At 72.3% G+C, this 16369-nt stretch carries 15 protein-coding genes; 6 read left to right on the forward strand and 9 right to left on the reverse strand.

Features of this window, described 5'->3' with window-relative positions; all coding sequences use genetic code 11:
* From PYR72_RS20090 to PYR72_RS20125, 8 genes are read right to left on the reverse strand one after another with little or no spacing between them, the layout of a single operon-like run.
* Entirely contained in the window at positions 1-1995 is a 1995-nt protein-coding gene (locus PYR72_RS20090) for an NADH-quinone oxidoreductase subunit L (protein ID WP_275456596.1), read from the reverse strand.
* Positions 1992-2414 carry an NADH-quinone oxidoreductase subunit NuoK gene (gene nuoK, locus PYR72_RS20095; protein WP_275456597.1) on the reverse strand — a complete coding sequence of 141 codons (423 nt, stop codon included), beginning with the start codon at positions 2412-2414 and terminating at the stop codon, positions 1992-1994. Before nuoK ends, PYR72_RS20090 begins: the two co-directional genes overlap by 4 nt.
* Positions 2414-3073, reverse strand: coding sequence for an NADH-quinone oxidoreductase subunit J (locus PYR72_RS20100; protein WP_275456598.1), 660 nt, complete (start codon positions 3071-3073; stop codon positions 2414-2416). Before PYR72_RS20100 ends, nuoK begins: the two co-directional genes overlap by 1 nt.
* A complete protein-coding gene (locus PYR72_RS20105) occupies positions 3070-3648 on the reverse strand; it encodes an NADH-quinone oxidoreductase subunit I (protein WP_275456599.1) in 579 nt (192 codons plus the stop codon). Before PYR72_RS20105 ends, PYR72_RS20100 begins: the two co-directional genes overlap by 4 nt.
* A gap of 2 nt (positions 3649-3650) precedes the next feature.
* Positions 3651-4619, reverse strand: a complete 969-nt coding sequence (locus PYR72_RS20110; RefSeq protein WP_275456600.1) for a complex I subunit 1 family protein — start codon at positions 4617-4619, stop codon at positions 3651-3653.
* Positions 4616-6424, reverse strand: coding sequence for an NADH-quinone oxidoreductase subunit C (locus tag PYR72_RS20115; RefSeq protein ID WP_275456601.1), 1809 nt, complete (start codon positions 6422-6424; stop codon positions 4616-4618). The genes PYR72_RS20110 and PYR72_RS20115 overlap by 4 nt, the downstream gene beginning before the upstream one ends.
* Positions 6421-7098, reverse strand: a complete 678-nt coding sequence (locus PYR72_RS20120; protein ID WP_275456602.1) for an NADH-quinone oxidoreductase subunit B — start codon at positions 7096-7098, stop codon at positions 6421-6423. The genes PYR72_RS20115 and PYR72_RS20120 overlap by 4 nt, the downstream gene beginning before the upstream one ends.
* Complete coding sequence (locus tag PYR72_RS20125; protein WP_275456603.1) at positions 7089-7508, reverse strand: NADH-quinone oxidoreductase subunit A; 420 nt, start codon at positions 7506-7508, stop codon at positions 7089-7091. The genes PYR72_RS20120 and PYR72_RS20125 overlap by 10 nt, the downstream gene beginning before the upstream one ends.
* Positions 7509-7797: 289 nt before the next feature.
* On the opposite strand from PYR72_RS20125, the gene PYR72_RS20130 reads away from it, so the two are divergent.
* From PYR72_RS20130 to PYR72_RS20150, 5 genes are all read left to right on the forward strand, one after another.
* Complete coding sequence (locus PYR72_RS20130; RefSeq protein ID WP_275456604.1) at positions 7798-9018, forward strand: sensor domain-containing protein; 1221 nt, start codon at positions 7798-7800, stop codon at positions 9016-9018.
* Positions 9019-9230: 212 nt separating this feature from the next.
* Complete coding sequence (locus PYR72_RS20135) at positions 9231-10562, forward strand: sensor histidine kinase (RefSeq protein ID WP_275456605.1); 1332 nt, start codon at positions 9231-9233, stop codon at positions 10560-10562.
* 360 nt (positions 10563-10922) lie between these two features.
* Positions 10923-11609 (forward strand): response regulator transcription factor, encoded by a 687-nt coding sequence (locus PYR72_RS20140; RefSeq protein WP_343245532.1) that lies wholly within the window; start codon positions 10923-10925, stop codon positions 11607-11609.
* 323 nt (positions 11610-11932) lie between these two features.
* Positions 11933-13870: a 2-oxoacid:acceptor oxidoreductase subunit alpha gene (locus tag PYR72_RS20145; protein WP_275456607.1), complete on the forward strand. Its 1938-nt coding sequence runs from the start codon at positions 11933-11935 to the stop codon at positions 13868-13870.
* Entirely contained in the window at positions 13863-14924 is a 1062-nt protein-coding gene (locus PYR72_RS20150) for a 2-oxoacid:ferredoxin oxidoreductase subunit beta (RefSeq protein WP_275456608.1), read from the forward strand. The genes PYR72_RS20145 and PYR72_RS20150 overlap by 8 nt, the downstream gene beginning before the upstream one ends.
* Before the next feature lie 75 nt (positions 14925-14999).
* Here PYR72_RS20150 and PYR72_RS20155 read toward each other — a convergent pair whose 3' ends face one another.
* On the reverse strand, positions 15000-15419 hold the full coding sequence (locus tag PYR72_RS20155; protein ID WP_275456609.1) for a helix-turn-helix domain-containing protein: 420 nt from the start codon (positions 15417-15419) through the stop codon (positions 15000-15002).
* Positions 15420-15510: 91 nt separating this feature from the next.
* Between PYR72_RS20155 and PYR72_RS20160 the strand changes: the two genes are divergently transcribed.
* A complete protein-coding gene (locus tag PYR72_RS20160; protein ID WP_275456610.1) occupies positions 15511-16365 on the forward strand; it encodes an SDR family oxidoreductase in 855 nt (284 codons plus the stop codon).
* Positions 16366-16369: the final 4 nt, after the last annotated feature.

The raw sequence follows: 16369 nt of genomic DNA on the forward strand, positions 1-16369 counted from the left end.
TCACGCTCCCGTGGCGACGACGAGGGCGGCGACCACCAGGACGACGGTGCCGGCGAGCAGCGCGCTCACATAGGTCTGGACGTTGCCGGTCTGGGCCCGGCGGACGGCCGCGCCCAGCAGGCGGGACAGGGTGCCCGCGCCGTTCACATAGGTGTCGACGACCTCGCGGTCGAGGAACCGGACGAGACGTGCGCCGGCCTCGACCGGGCGGACGAAGAGGGCCGCGTAGAGGGCGTCCAGGTGGAAGCCGGCGGCGGCGTGGCGGTGCAGCGGGCCGAGCAGCCGGCGGCCCGGGTCCGCCGGGTCGGGTGCCGAGGCCACGTCCCCGTAGGCGGGGGTGTGACCGGCGATGGCCTCCGCCTCGACCGTGCCGGCGTCCGCCTCCGGGTGGGCGGCGACGGCTCCCAGGGGGACGCGGGCCGCCTCGGCCCGGGTGGACCGCCAGGCCGCGTACGTCAGCAGGGCGCCGATCAGGGCGGCGCCCGTGCCGAGGACGGACGTGGTCAGGGTGGGGGCCAGGTCGTCGCCGTCGAACCAGTCGGGGAGCCTGCCGTAGGCGAGCGCGCCGAAGGCGAGGGAGGGGACGGCGAGCACCCAGAGCACGACGGTCATCGTGAGGGGCTGGCGGCCGTGGTCCGGGGCCTCGGTGCCCTTGCCGTGGAAGGTGAGCAGCCACAGCCGGGTGGCGTAGGCGGCGGTGAGCAGGGCGGTGAGGACGCCGGCGACGAGGACGGTCCAGCCGGCGGCGCCGGGGACGGGTTCGGCATGGCCGGCGGCGGCGTGCTCGGCGGCTCCGAGGACGGACTCCTTGGAGAAGAAGCCGCTGAAGGGCGGGATCGCGGCGAGCGCGAGCAGCGCCACGGTCATCGTCCAGAAGGCGTCGGGGACGCGGGCGCGCAGGTGGCCCATGCGGGACATGGCGGCCAGGGAGTTGGTGCCGGCGGCGTGGATGATCACGCCGGCCGCGAGGAACAGCAGCGCCTTGAAGGCGCCGTGGGAGATGAGGTGGAAGACGGCGGCACCGCGGTCGCCGACGGCGAGGGCGCCGGTCATGTAGCCGAGCTGGCCGATCGTCGAATAGGCGAGGACGCGCTTGATGTCGTCCTGGGCGAGCGCGGCGAGGGCCGAGCCGGTCATGGTGACGGCCGCCATGATGGCGAGGACGAGCAGGGCCGCCGAGGAGGCGGCGAACACGGGGAGGAGGCGGGCGACGAAGTAGACACCGGCGGCGACCATCGTCGCGGCGTGGATCAGCGCGGAGACGGGGGTCGGGCCCGCCATCGCGTCGGGGAGCCAGGTGTGGAGGGGGAACTGCGCCGACTTGCCCGCGACGCCGGCCAGGAGCAGCAGGGCGATGGGCGTCGGGTGGTCGAGGCCGCCGTCGGCGACGGTGGCCAGGATCCGGGTGATCCGGAACGACCCGGCGTCGGTGGCGAGGGCGAACAGACCGATCAGGAAGGGGACGTCGCCGAGTTTGGTGACCAGGAATGCCTTGAGGGAGGCGGCGCGGGCCTCCGGGGTCTCCCAGTAGTGGCCGACCAGGAAGTAGGAGCAGATGCCCATGATCTCCCAGCCGACCAGGAGCACCATCAGGTCGCCCGAGTAGACGACGAGGAGCATCGCGGAGGTGAAGAGGGAGACGAGGGCGGCGTAGGAGGGGTAGCGCGGGTCGTCGCGGAGGTAGCCCGTCGAGTAGATCTGCACGCAGGTGGCGACGAGGCCGACCAGGACGGCGACGAGGGCGGCGAAGCCGTCGATGTGCAGGGCGAGGTCGATGGGGACCGAGCCGGTCGGGGTGAGCTGGGTGGCCGCGTCGACCGCCCGGTCGCCGCCCTGGCGTACGGCGACCAGCGCGGCCAGGACGAAGGCCGTGAGGGTGGGCAGTACGGCGAGGGGGCGGACGAAGCCGGGGGCGGTGCGGCCGAGGAGCAGACCGGCGGCGGCACCGAGGAACGGGAGGAGGGGGACGAGGACGGCGAGGGTGGTCGTGCTCACGTGGTGGCCTCAGCCTTCTCGCTCCGCCCGGGGCGGCCGGGTTCTCCGGCTTCGGCGGGGTCTTCGGGGCCGTCGGGGTTCTCGGGGCCGTCGGGTTCGTGGCCCTCGGCGGTGTCGCGGAGCTTGTCGATGTCGGCGGTGCCCCGGTTGCGGTGGACGGCGAGCACGATCGCCAGGCCGATGCCGATCTCGGCGGCGGCGATGGTGATCGTGAACAGGGTCAGGGCCTGGCCGGAGTGAAGGGTCTCCTCGGCGGCCTTGCTCAGCCAGACGTCGAAGGCGACGAGGTTGAGGTTGACGGCGTTGAGCATCAGCTCGACCGACATCAGGACGAGGATCGCGTTGCGGCGGGCGAGGACGCCGTAGAGCCCGGTGCAGAAGAGGAGGGCGGAGAGGACGGCCGGGTAGGCGAGGTGCATCAGCGGGCACCTCCGTCGGCGGACCCGGGGATCTTGGCGGTCTTCGGGGTCGTGGGAGGCGGGTCGGCCTTCGCCTTGCGGGAGAGGACGATCGCGCCGACCAGGGCGGCCAGGAGGAGGACGGAGAGGGCCTCGAAGGGGAGGACCCAGTTCTGGAAGAGGCTCTCTCCGGTGGCCTCGGTGGAGCCGGCGGCCGGGCCGTCGAGGTCGATCCAGGTGGTGCGGAAGGCGTCGACGACGACCCAGACAAGGGCGGCGGCCGCGGCGACGGCCACGGTGAGGGCGGCCCAGCGGTTGCCGGAGTCGGCGTCCGGGGAGCGGCCGATGGGGGCCTTGGTGAGCATCAGTCCGAAGAGGAGGAGGACGACGACGGAACCCACGTAGATGAGGACCTGCACCCAGGCGATGAACTCGGCGGTGAGCAGGAGGTACTCGACGGCGAGCCCGCCGAGCGCCACCACCAGCCACAGGGCGGCGTGCACGAGCTGCCGGGTGGTGACGGTGACGATCGCGGCGCCGAAGGTGACCAGGCCCACGAGGAGGAAGGCGATCTCGACGCCGGTCGGGGAGAGGAAACCGCGGGTCTCGACGGCGGCCAGGGCGGAGGCGGCCAGGGCGGGGTCCGTCGTGGTGACGGCGGCGGCTGCGACGAGGCTCACGCGTCTCCCTCCGGTGGCTCGGTCAGGGCGGCTTGTTCCGTCTCGGCGACCCGGGTGGCCGCCAGTTTCTCCGCGGTCTTGCGGGCGGCGGCCAGTTCCTTGGGTTCCTCGGCCGCGGGGTCCAGGGGCGGTGGGGAGGGGACGGTCCACATCCACTCGCGGAGCTTGTCGCGCTCGTGGGTCAGCTCGTGGATGTCGGTCTCGGCGTACTCGAACTCCGGGGACCAGAAGAGGGCGTCGAAGGGGCAGACCTCGATGCAGATACCGCAGTACATGCAGAGGGAGAAGTCGATGGCGAAGCGGTCGAGGACGTTGCGGCTGCGCTCGCGGCCGCCGGGGGCGGCGGGCGGGACCGTCTCCTTGTGGGAGTCGATGTAGATGCACCAGTCCGGGCACTCGCGGGCGCACAGCATGCAGACCGTGCAGTTCTCCTCGAAGAGCCCGATGACGCCGCGGGTGCGGGGCGGGAGTTCGGGCTGGACGTCCGGGTACTGCTCGGTGACCGTCTTCCTCGTCATCGTGCGGAGGGTGACGGCCAGGCCCTTGGCGAGGCCACTGCCGGGGATCGGGGCCATGGCTACCGGATCACCACCTTGACGACGCCGGTGAGGGCGATCTGGGCGAGGGAGAGGGGGACGAGAAGGGTCCAGGAGAGCTTCTGGAGCTGGTCCTCGCGCAGCCGGGGATAGGTCACGCGGAGCCAGATGACCACGAAGGCGAGGACGGCGGTCTTCAGGAGGGTCCAGACCCAGCCGAGGCCCTCGGCGCCCCAGGGGCCGTGCCAGCCGCCGAGGAAGAGGACGGTGGTCAGGCCGCACAGGACGACGATGCCGGCGTACTCGGCGAGGAGGAACAGGGCGAAGCGGAGGCCGGTGTACTCGGTGTAGGCGCCGAAGATGATCTCCGAGTCGGCGACGGGCATGTCGAAGGGCGGGCGCTGGAGTTCGGCGAGGCCGGCGACGAAGAAGACGATCGCGCCGACGATCTGCCAGGGGAGCCACCACCACTCGAAGGCGTCCACGATGCCGACGAGGGAGACCGTGCCGGCCGCCATCGCCACCGAGGCGGCGGTGAGCAGCATCGGGAGTTCGTACGCGAGGAGCTGGGCGGCGGTGCGCAGGCCGCCGAGGAGGGAGAACTTGTTGGCGGAGGCCCACCCGGCCATGAGCGAACCGAGGACGCCGACGCCCATCACCGCGAGGACGAAGAAGACGCCGGCGTCGATGACCTCGCCGACGGCGCCCTCGCCGGGGCCGATCGGGATGGCGAGGAGGACGAGGAGGTACGGCAGGAGGGCCACGGCCGGGGCGAGCTGGAAGACACGGCGGTCGGCGCCGGCCGGGACGATGTCTTCCTTCTGGGCGAACTTCACGCCGTCCGCGACGAGCTGCGCCCAGCCGTGGAAGCCGCCCGCGTACATGGGGCCGAGGCGGCCCTGCATGTGGGCCATCACCTTGTGCTCGGTCTGGCCGATGATCAGCGGGAAGGTGAGGAAGACGACGAAGATGATGAGGAGTCGCAGGGCGACGTCCGATGCGTCGTTCACTGCGAGCCTCCCGTGGGGGGTTCGGGGTCAGGGGTGGCGCGGGGGGTGACGTCGTCCTCGTGGTCCCCGCTGTCGTGGGGCGCGTCGTCGGTCGCGGCACCGGGCGGCTCGGTCTGGGCCTCGGGGTCGTGCTCGGGCTGGGCCTCTGGCTCGGGGTCGCGCTCGGGCTCGGGCTGCCTGGTGGGCTTGGGGTCGTCGAAGGCCGGTCGGGCGTGGTGCCAGGGGGCGTCCGCGCTGCGCGGGGCGGGCCGGGTGGAGCGGGGCGCGGGCCCGACCGGGCCGGGGGCCGCGTCCGGGGCCGCGTCCGGGGCCGCGTCCGGGGCCGCGTCCGGGGCCGCTTCGCGCTGGCTCGCCGAGCCTCCTGCCGCGCTGCGGGCGCGGCGCGGCCCGGCGGGAGACGTCCGCTCGGCGGGGGTGGCCCCGGTACCGGGGGCGGCCTCGGCGCCGGGGGTGGTCTCGGCGCCGGGGGTGGTCTCGCTGCCGGAGGAGGGCTGCGGGCCGGAGGCGGAACGGGACTCGGAGGCGGGACGGGACTCGGGATCGGGCCGGGACTCGGGGGCGGGCCGGGAGGACTCGGGGGCGTCGGGCCCGGCCGGGGAGGGCTGGGTCCCAGGAGACTCGGCGCGCTGCGTGGCCGACCCCTCGCTCGCGCCACGCGTACGGCGCGGGGGCGTGGGGCTGCCGCTCGCGTCCGGAGCCGGTCCGACGGCAGCCCTCTGACCCGCCGAGCCCTCCGCCGCCGAGCGCGTGCGACGCGGTGTGGTCGGCGTACCCGGAGCGTCCGGAGCCGAATCGGCAGCCCTCTGACCCGCCGAGCCCTCAGCCGCCGAACGGGCGCGACGCGGGGTGGCCGGCGAACCCGAAGCGTCCGGAGCCGAATCGGCAGCCCTCTGACCCGCCGAGCCCTCAGCCGCCGAACGGGCGCGACGCGGGGTGGCCGGCGAACCCGGAGCGTCCGGAGCCGAGTCGGCAGCCCTCTGACCCGCCGAGCCCTCCGCCGCCGAACGGGCGCGACGCGGGGTGGCCGGCGAACCCGAAGCGTCCGAAGCCGAATCGGCAGCCCTCTGACCCGCCGAGCCCTCAGCCGCCGAACGGGCGCGACGCGGGGTGGCCGGCGTAACCGGAGCGTCCGGGGCCGGAGCGGCGGTCGCACGGCCTGCTGAGCCCTCGGCCGCGGTGCGGGTGCGTCGGGGCGGGCGGTCGGCGGTGCCGCGGGCCGGGGCCGGGGGGAGCTGGCCCTTGAGGGGGCCCCACTCGTTGGGGTCGGGGACGCCGGGGGGAAGCATCTGGCGGCGTTTCGGCCCACCGTGCGCCGCGCCCGCCGCAGGCTCCCCCGGCTCCTTCGCCCCGGGCCATGCCTTCGCCACGCGGGCGGCGAGGACGAAGTCCTTGCGCAGGGGGTGCCCCTCGAAGTTCTCGGGGAGGAGCAGGTGGTCCAGGGCGGGGTGGCCCTCGAAGCGGACGCCGAACATCTCGTGGGTCTCGCGTTCGTGCCAGGCCGCGCCGGCGTAGATGCCGACGGCGGTCGGCAGGACCGGGGACTCGTGGGGGACCGTGGTGCGCAGGAGCAGGCGGCGGACCGGGGCCAGCGCCACCACGTGCGCCGCGACCCGGAAGCCCGTGCCCGGTTCGTCGACCGCGCTCAGCCAGTCGAAGTAGGTGCAGCCCAGGGTGGAGCGGGCCGTGCGCAGCGCCTCGTTCCAGGAGGCGGACGGGACGTCCACGGTGAGGACGCCGTACGACTCCTCGGCGGTGGCCTCCGGGCCGAAGAGTTCCTCGGCGGGGGCGGGCAGCCAGCCGGTCACTTGTCCCCCACTTCGGTGGTGCCGCCGGTGGCCGTCCCGGCGCCGGTGGCGAGGGCGGGCGGCTTCACCAGGCCGCTCTGCAGGGCCGACGCCGACGGTCCGGCAGCCGTACCGGCACCGCCGGTGCCGTACCGCTCCCCCAGGGACTCCCGGGCGATCTTCTCCTGGAGCTTCAGGATGCCCTGGAGCAGGGCCTCGGGGCGGGGCGGGCAGCCGGGGACGTAGACATCGACGGGGATGATCTGGTCGACGCCCTTGGTGACGGAGTACGAGTCCCAGTAGGGGCCGCCGCAGTTGCTGCAGGCGCCGAAGGAGATGACGTACTTCGGTTCCGGCATCTGTTCGTACAGGCGCTTCACCGCCGGGGCCATCTTGTCCGTGACCGTGCCCGACACCACCATCAGGTCGGCCTGACGCGGGCCCGGTGCGAACGGGATCACGCCGAGGCGGATGAAGTCGTGGCGGGCCATGGACGCGGCGATGAACTCGATCGCGCAGCAGGCGAGGCCGAAGTTGAAGACCCAGAGGGAGTAGCGGCGGCCCCAGTTGAGGATCACCTTCATCGGCTCCGGGGCGAGACGGGCCAGGGCGCCCAGCCGCTTCGGCTCCGGCAGGAGGACGGGCCCCGGGGCGTCCGCCGCCTCCGAGGGGTTCGTTTCTGGGGTCACGTCCACGTCAGGACGCCCTTCTTGTAGGCGTAGAGCAGGCCCACGGCGAGGAAACCGAGGAAGACGAACATCTCGACGAGGGTCGTCGCGCCGTAGCCGGGATCCGCGAAGACCGTCGCCCAGGGGAAGAGGAAGATCGAGTCGATGGCGAAGATGACGTAGAGGAAGGCGTAGACGTAGTAGCGGACCTGGGTGTGGGCCCAGCCCTCGCCGACGGGGTCGACGCCGCACTCGTACGTCAGGAGTTTCTCGCGGGTGGGGACCTCGGGGCGCAGCAGGCGACCCGCGCCGAAGGCGACGGCGACGAAGAGCACGCCCACCGCGGCGAGCAGCCCGACCACCGAGTAGGACTGGAAGTAGTCCGCCGCGACGGCGACGGTCGGCTGCGCCGCTACGGCGACGGTCGGTTCCGGCACGTCCGTCCCTCGCTCCCTGGCCAGGCGATTCGTACGGACGCGCTGCGGACGCCGTACGTGCTTCGCTGTTCGACGATCTGTACGCACGGGAGTCTAGGCCCTGCTAAAGAGACCGTAAGCAGCCCGTCACGGGTCGGTGCTCCCGGGTGTCGGGCCGGGCGGGCGGGACGACGCGTGGGGAGAGAGTGGCGGGATGGGGCAGCACGGGGCGGGGTGGGGTTTTCCCCAGGGCGGCCGGGGCGGTCCGCCTCATGGCGCGGAGCCGGGGCGGGCGGGCAGGGTGGAGGGCATGACCGCATCCCCAACCTCCGGCTCCGGACGGCCGTACGGCCGTCCGCTGCCCTCCAGCCAGACGCCGTCGGAGCCGTTGCCGCCGGCGCGGTTCGCCTTCGGGGGACAGACGTGGCGGGAGATCGCGCATCTGCTGGCGAACCTGCCCTGCGCGCTGCTCGGGTTCGTGTACGTGACGACGGTGCTGTTCACCAGTGCCTTCCTGACGTTGACGGTAATCGGTTTTCCGCTGCTCGCCGCGGCGCTGATGGGGGCCCGGCAGCTGGGACGGCTGGAGCGGATGCGGGCGCGGGGGCTGCTGAAGGTGCGGGTGGACGAGCCGAGTCCGCTGCCGCTGCGGGGCAAGGGCCGGCGGGCGGACGAGGGCTTCGTCGCGCAGGTGTGGATGAGCGTGAAGGATCCCGTCGGCTGGCGTTCGATGCTGTACGAGCTGATCCGGATGCCGTGGGCCGTCACGACGTTCGTCATCACCCTCACGGGGCTGTTCGTGGCGTGGCCGGTGCTGCCGTACATCGTGCGGGGGCTGACGAACGTGGACCGGGCGATGGTGCGGTCGCTGCTGTCGCCGTCCGACGAGCTGGAGCGGCGGATCGCGGAGCTGGAGTCCGACCGGGGGGTGGTGGTCGACACGGCCGCGGCCGACATGCGGCGGATCGAACGGGATCTGCACGACGGGGCGCAGGCCCGGCTGGTGAACCTGGCGATGGGGCTCGGGCTGGCCAAGGAGAAGCTGCTGGAGGACCCGGACGCGGCCGCCTCGATGGTGGAGGAGGCGCACGGGGAGGTGAAGCTGGCGCTGCAGGAGCTGCGGGACCTCGCGCGGGGCATCCATCCGGCCGTGCTGACGGACCGGGGGCTCGACGCGGCGCTCTCCTCGGTCGCCTCGCGCTGTGCCGCGCCGGTGAAGGTGAGCGTCGACCTGGCGGTACGGCCGGCCGCCGCGATCGAGGGCATCGCGTACTTCACGGTGTCCGAGCTGCTGCAGAACATCAGTAAGCACAGCGGGGCGAAGGCCGCCTCGGTGGATGTCTGGCGGTCCGACGACCGGCTGCTGATCCAGGTGTGGGACGACGGGCGAGGGGGCGCGCGGCTCGACGGCGGGAGCGGGATCGCGGGGCTGGCGGAGCGGCTGGACGCGGTCGACGGGGTGTTCGTGATCGAGTCGCCGGTGGGCGGGCCCACGACGGTGACCGCGGAGCTGCCGTGGCGGGGGCGGTGACTCGGACCCACTCGGACCCACTCGAACCCGCTGACGCCGAAGGGGCGCCCACGACCGGTCGTGGGCGCCCCTTCGGCGTCAGCGGGTCCGGGAGGGGTGGGGAAAACCCCCGCAACGAGACGCCGACGCGCTCCATGGTTCCGGCGGGCGGGGGCGAGGAGGGTGGAGGTACGACATCGGGACTGCGGGACCAGCGAAGGCGGGCGACGGTGATGGCCATGGAGTACGGGGACGGGTACGGGAGTTGGGGCGAGGAGCGGCGGCACCGGCTGCCGGCCGGGTTGCGGGCGCCGGTCGAGGCGCGCAGCTGGCGGGAGTTCGGGTACGTGCTGCTGGGCCTGCCGGTCGGGATCCTGCTGTTCACGTACGCGGTGACGATGGTGTCGGTCGGCGCGGGGCTGCTCATCACGTTCCTCGGGGTTCCGGTGCTGGCGGCGGGGCTGGCCGGGTGCCGGGGGTTCGGCGCGCTGGAGCGTGCGCGGGCGCGGGCCCTGCTCGGGGCGGAGGTGTCCGCGCCGGAGCCGCTGCGGCCGAGGGGGCGCGGGGCGATGGCGTGGATGGGTGCCGTGCTGCGCAGCGGGTCGTCGTGGCGGCAGCTGCTGTACGCGGTGATCCAGTTCCCGTGGTCGGTGTTCTCGTTCGTCGTGGCGGTGACCTTCTGGACGTACGGGTGGGCAATGCTGACGTACCCCCTGTGGTTCTGGGTGTTCCCCGTGTGGGCCGGGCAGGACGGGCTGCAGCTGTACGGGGACGAGACGCACTCCGTGTATCTCGACAACCCGTTCGAGGTGACCATGACCGCGCTGGTCGGGCTGCTGTTCACGATGGCCTCGCCGTGGATCGTGCGGGGTCTGACGACGGTCGACCGGGTGATGGTGGGCGCGCTGCTCGGCCCGTCGCGGCTGGGGGCGCGGGTCGTGGAGCTGGAGTCGGACCGGGGCGTCGTGGTCGACACGGCCGCCGCCGATCTGCGGCGGATCGAGCGCGATCTGCACGACGGGGCGCAGGCCCGGCTGGTGGCGCTGGCCATGGATCTGGGGCTGGCGAAGGAGAAGCTGGCGGAGGACCCGCGGGCGGCGGCGGTGATGGTGGACTCGGCACACGGTGAGGTGAAGACGGCGCTCCAGGAGCTGCGGGACCTCGCGCGGGGCATCCATCCCGCCGTGCTGACGGACCGGGGGCTCGACGCGGCGCTCTCCTCGGTGGCGTCGCGGTGCACGGTGCCGGTGGTGGTGGACGTGGACCTGCCGGCGCGGCCGGTGCCGGCGATCGAGGGCATCGCGTACTTCACCGTCTCCGAGCTGCTGCAGAACGTCAGCAAGCACGCGGGGGCCTCGCGGGCGACCGTGGACGTGTGGAAGGTCGAGAACCGGCTGATGCTCCAGGTCGCCGACGACGGCGTGGGCGGCGCCGACACCGGCAGCGGCTCCGGTCTCGCGGGCCTCGCCGAGCGGATCGGTGCGGTCGACGGCATCCTGGTCGTCGACTCCCCGGCCGGCGGCCCGACCCGCGTGACGGCGGAGCTGCCGTGGCGGGCGGTCTGAGGGGGATGGGGGCCTGAGGGGGGTGGGGGCCTGAGGGGAGTGGGGGCGGCCTGACGGAGGCAAGGCGCGACGGCGGCGGGGAAAGCACGGAAGCGCGTCCAGGGGTGTCCGACCCTGGACGCGCTTCCATGTCCTCCCCTCCACGCACTTCCGAGCCCTCCCCTCCACGCACTTCCGAGCCCTCTCCCTCCACGCACTTCCGAGCCCTCTCCCTCCAGGGCGGCGGCATTCGGCCACTTGTCCGGTGTTCCTGACCTGAATCCCCGCTCTCGGCGGAGCCCTGGCGTCCCGATGCTGAAATGCTGGGGGCTGTCGTACGGGGCGGGCCCGGAGCGCACGGGCCGGCCGGGGGCGGGTGTCATGGGGGGACGAGGCGTGGAGGACAGGGTGCGGGTGGTCATCGCCGAGGATTCGGTGCTGTTGCGCGAGGGGCTGACGCGGCTGCTGACCGACCGTGGGCACGACGTGGTGGCGGGGGTCGGGGACGGGAACGCCCTGATCAAGACGATCACGGAGTTCGCGGCGCAGGGAGACCTGCCGGACGTGGTCGTGGCGGACGTACGGATGCCTCCGACGCACACCGACGAAGGTGTACGGGCCGCCGTACAGCTGCGGAAGCAGCATCCGGAGCTGGGGGTGCTCGTCCTGTCCCAGTACGTGGAGGAGCGCTACGCCACCGAACTGCTCGCGGGGTCCAGTCGCGGCGTCGGGTATCTGCTGAAGGACCGGGTGGCCGAGGTCCGGGAGTTCGTGGACGCGGTGGTCCGGGTGGCGCGAGGCGGTACCGCGCTGGACCCGGAGGTGGTCGCGCAGCTGCTGGGGCGGAGCCGGAAGCAGCACGTGCTCGCGGGGCTCACCCCCCGGGAGCGTGAGGTGCTGGGGCTGATGGCGGAGGGGCGGACCAACTCGGCGATCGCCCGGCAGCTGGTCGTGAGCGACGGAGCCGTCGAGAAGCACGTCAGCAACATCTTCCTGAAGCTGGGGCTGTCCCAGAGCGACGGGGACCACCGGCGGGTGCTGGCGGTGCTCACCTACCTCAATTCATGATCCTCTGACACTGTGTCAGACAGGAGAAGTAGGCGGGAGCCGGGGCGGCCACGCGGGACGCGCCCGCGCGAGGTGGTGACGCGGGCCCGTCCCGCTCGCCCGTCGCCGCCCGGGCCGAGAACCGCCGACCGGGCGGTGCGCGTCCTCGAAGGAAGTGACACGGGCGGGTAAACCATGACAAGTCAGGGCGCCGGGCGTGGGCGAAACAACGTCCATCAGGCGAAAGAGTCAGGGAAGGTCACCCTTGCCGACGTAGTGTTGTTCTTGGGAGGGCCGGCGGGACGGTCGTTCCCGGACAGCCGCCCCGAGGGAGGTCCAGTTCAGTGACCAGCCAGGTCAGCAGCCCAGCGGAGCAGGCCGACGAGGCCGCTCTGGGAGAACTGAGAGAACAGCGCAAACCGGCCGGGACGAAGGACGTCCGCCGACTCGATCGGGTGATCATCCGGTTCGCCGGGGATTCCGGTGACGGGATGCAGCTCACGGGTGACCGGTTCACCTCCGAGACGGCGTCGTTCGGGAACGATCTCTCCACCCTGCCGAACTTCCCCGCCGAGATCCGCGCCCCCGCCGGCACCCTGCCCGGCGTCTCCAGCTTCCAGCTGCACTTCGCCGACCACGACATCCTCACCCCCGGCGACGCGCCCAACGTGCTCGTCGCCATGAACCCGGCGGCCCTGAAGGCGAACCTCGGTGACGTGCCGCGCGGCGCGGAGATCATCGTCAACACGGACGAGTTCACCAAGCGGGCGATGCAGAAGGTCGGTTACGCGACCAGCCCCCTGGAGGACGGGTCGCTGGACGGCTACAGCGTCCATCCGGTGCCGCTGACCGCCCTCACCGTCGAGGCGCTCAAGGAGTTCGACCTCAGCCGCAAGGAGGCCGAGCGCAGCAAGAACATGTTCGCGCTCGGTCTGCTGTCCTGGATGTACCACCGGCCGACCGAGGGCACCGAGAAGTTCCTGGCCGCCAAGTTCGCCAAGAAGCCCGAGATCGCGGCGGCCAACCTCGCCGCCTTCCGCGCCGGCTGGAACTTCGGCGAGACCACCGAGGACTTCGCCGTCTCCTACGAGGTCGCGCCGGCCGCCACCGCCTTCCCCGTCGGCACCTACCGGAACATCTCCGGGAACCTGGCACTGTCATACGGACTGATCGCCGCCTCCCGGCAGGCGGATCTGCCGCTCTACCTGGGCTCGTACCCGATCACACCGGCCTCGGACATCCTGCACGAGTTGAGCAGGCACAAGAACTTCGGTGTGCGGACCTTCCAGGCCGAGGACGAGATCGCGGGCATCGGGGCCGCTCTGGGGGCCGCGTTCGGGGGTTCCCTCGCCGTCACCACCACCTCCGGTCCGGGCGTGGCACTGAAGTCGGAGACCATCGGGCTCGCGGTCTCGCTCGAACTGCCGCTGCTCGTCATCGACATCCAGCGCGGCGGGCCGTCCACCGGACTGCCCACCAAGACCGAGCAGGCGGATCTGCTCCAGGCGATGTACGGCAGGAACGGCGAGGCACCGGTACCGGTCGTCGCGCCGCGCACTCCGGCCGACTGTTTCGACGCGGCCATCGAGGCGGCACGGATCGCGCTGACGTACCGTACGCCCGTCTTCCTGCTGTCGGACGGCTACCTGGCCAACGGCAGCGAACCCTGGCGCATCCCGGAGACGGACGAACTGCCGGACCTGACCGTGCAGTTCACCCAGGGGCCCAATCACACCCTCGACGACGGCACCGAGGTGTTCTGGCCCTACAAGCGCGACCCGGAGACCCTCGCTCGCCCCTGGGCGATCCCGGGCACCCCCGGCCTCGAACACCGCATCGGCGGCATCGAGAAGCAGGACGGCACCGGCAACATCTCCTACGACCCCGCCAACCACGACCTCATGGTCCGCACCCGGCAGGCGAAGATCGACGGCATCGACGTCCCCGACGTCGAGGTCGACGACCCGCACGAGGCGCGGACCCTGGTGCTGGGCTGGGGCTCGACGTACGGGCCGATCACGGCGGCGGTACGGCGGCTGCGCACGGCCGGGGAGTCCATCGCCCAGGCCCATCTGCGGCACCTCAACCCCTTCCCGCGGAATCTGGGTGCGGTGCTGAGGCGTTACGACAAGGTGGTGATCCCCGAGATGAACCTCGGCCAGCTCGCCACGCTGATCCGGGCGAAGTACCTGGTCGACGCCCACTCGTACAACCAGGTGAACGGTATGCCGTTCAAGGCGGAGCAGCTCGCCACGGCTCTCAAGGAGGCCATCGATGGCTGACATCGGCAACGAGCTGCTGCAGCTGGTCCCCAAGGCCACGGGGCGGCAGTCCATGAAGGACTTCAAGTCCGACCAGGAGGTGCGCTGGTGCCCCGGCTGCGGTGACTACGCGATCCTCGCCGCCGTCCAGGGCTTCATGCCCGAACTGGGCCTGGCGAAGGAGAACATCGTCTTCGTCTCGGGCATCGGCTGCTCGTCCCGCTTCCCGTACTACATGGACACGTACGGGATGCACTCGATCCACGGGCGGGCGCCGGCCATCGCGACCGGGCTCGCCACCTCGCGGCGCGACCTGTCGGTGTGGGTGGTGACCGGTGACGGCGACGCGCTGTCCATCGGCGGGAACCACCTCATCCACGCCCTGCGGCGCAACGTGAACCTGAAGATCCTGCTCTTCAACAACCGCATCTACGGCCTGACCAAGGGGCAGTACTCCCCCACCTCCGAGGTCGGGAAGGTGACCAAGTCGACGCCGATGGGGTCGCTGGACGCGCCCTTCAACCCGGTGTCGCTGGCGATCGGGGCGGAGGCGTCGTTCGTGGCGCGGACGGTCGACTCCGACCGCAAGCACCTGACGGAGGTGCTGCGGCAGGCCGCGGCGCACCCCGGTACGGCCCTGGTGGAGATCTACCAGAACTGCAACATCTTCAACGACAACGCCTTCGAGGTCCTCAAGGACCGGCAGCAGGCGGAGGAGGCCGTGATCCGGCTGGAGCACGGCGAGCAGATCCGGTTCGGGGCGGAGCGGTCACGAGGGGTCGTCCGGGACGAGGCGACCGGTGACCTGCGGGTCGTCACCGTCACGCCCGAGAACGAGTCGCGGGTCCTGGTCCACGACGCGCACGCGGCGTCCCCGACGACCGCGTTCGCGCTGTCGCGGCTCGCCGATCCGGACACCCTCCACCACACCCCGATCGGGGTCCTGCGGTCCGTCCGGCGGCCCGTCTACGACACCCAGATGGCCGACCAACTCGACTCCGCCGTCGAGCAGTTCGGCAAGGGCGACCTGTCGGTGCTGCTGGCGGGCGGGGACACGTGGACGGTCGTGGGCTGAGGTGAACGACTGCGCGCGCACGCTGACGGCTGACGGCTGAGCGTGGGCGGCTGAGGCGTGGGGCCCGGGGCTGGTTCAGGCCCGGGCCCTGTCGTACGCCTGGCGCGCCTCGTCGTACGTCCGGCGGGCCGCCTGGACCTGGTCCATGCGCTCCTGGGTCCAGCTCGCGAGCGCGCGGACCTGTTCGGCCGCCTCGCGGCCGAGGTCGGTGAGGGAGTAGTCGACGCGGGGCGGGATGACGGGCTTGGCGTCGCGGTGGACGAGACCGTCGCGCTCCAGGGTCTGGAGGGTCTGGGTCAGCATCTTCTCGCTGACCCGGCCGATGGCCCGGCGCAGCTCGCTGAAGCGGTAGGGCCGCTCCAGGAGCGAGATCAGGACGAGGACACCCCAGCGGCTCGTGACGTGCTCCAGGACGAGGCGGTGGGGGCACATCCCCTCGCCGCCGTTCGACCCGTCCGTGATCGCGGGCTGCGTCGACACCTCACTTACTGCCATGTGAGTACCTTACTTCAAAGTGGGTACTTTCGCAGAGTTAGCGCACTCCCTAGGGTTAGTGGCGTACCCGCCCCCCTGGAGGAGTTTCACCATGAGCATCGTCGTCACCGGAGCGACCGGACACCTCGGCAAGTTCGTCGTCGAGGGGCTGCTGGAGAAGGTTCCGGCCGAGCAGATCACGGCCGTCGTCCGCAGCGAGGAGAAGGCCGCCGGGTTCGCGGCACGCGGCGTGAAGATCGCCGTCGCCGACTACAGCACCCCCGAGACCTTCGACGGCGTCTTCGCCGCCGGTGACAAGGTGCTGCTGATCTCCAGCAGCGAGGTCGACAAGGACCGCACCGCCCAGCACCGGGTCGTGATCGACGCCGCCAAGGCGGCCGGGGTCGCGCTCCTCGCCTACACCAGCGCGCCCGGCAGCCTGACGGCCGCCCTCGCGGACGACCACCGGGCCACCGAGGAGGCACTGCTCGCCTCCGGCCTGCCGTACGCCCTGCTGCGCAACGGCTGGTACCACGAGAACTACACCGAGCAGCTCGCGCCGGTGCTGCAGTACAACGCCGTCACGCACGCCGCAGGCGAGGGCCGGGTCTCCTCCGCGCCCCGCGCCGACTACGCCGCCGCCGCGGTCGCCGTACTCACCGGCGAGGGCCACGAGAACCAGACGTACGAGCTGGGCGGCGACATCGCCTGGAGCTTCGCCGAGTACGCGGCCGAGCTGAGCGCGCAGACGGGCAAGGAGATAGCGAACAACCCCGTGCCCGCCGACGCGCTGGTCGGCATCCTCACCGGCGCCGGCCTCCCCGAGGGCTTCGCGGCCGTCCTCGCGGGCGTGGACGCGTCCATCGAGAAGGGTGAGCTGGCCGTTTCCTCCGGCGACCTCTCCCGCCTCATCGGCCGCCCCACCACCCCGCTCGCGGACTCGATCGCGACGGCCCTGAAGGGCTGACCGC

Origin of the sequence: Streptomyces sp. VNUA24 (assembly GCF_029167005.1) — a bacterium.
GTDB classification, from domain to species: domain Bacteria; phylum Actinomycetota; class Actinomycetes; order Streptomycetales; family Streptomycetaceae; genus Streptomyces; species Streptomyces scabiei.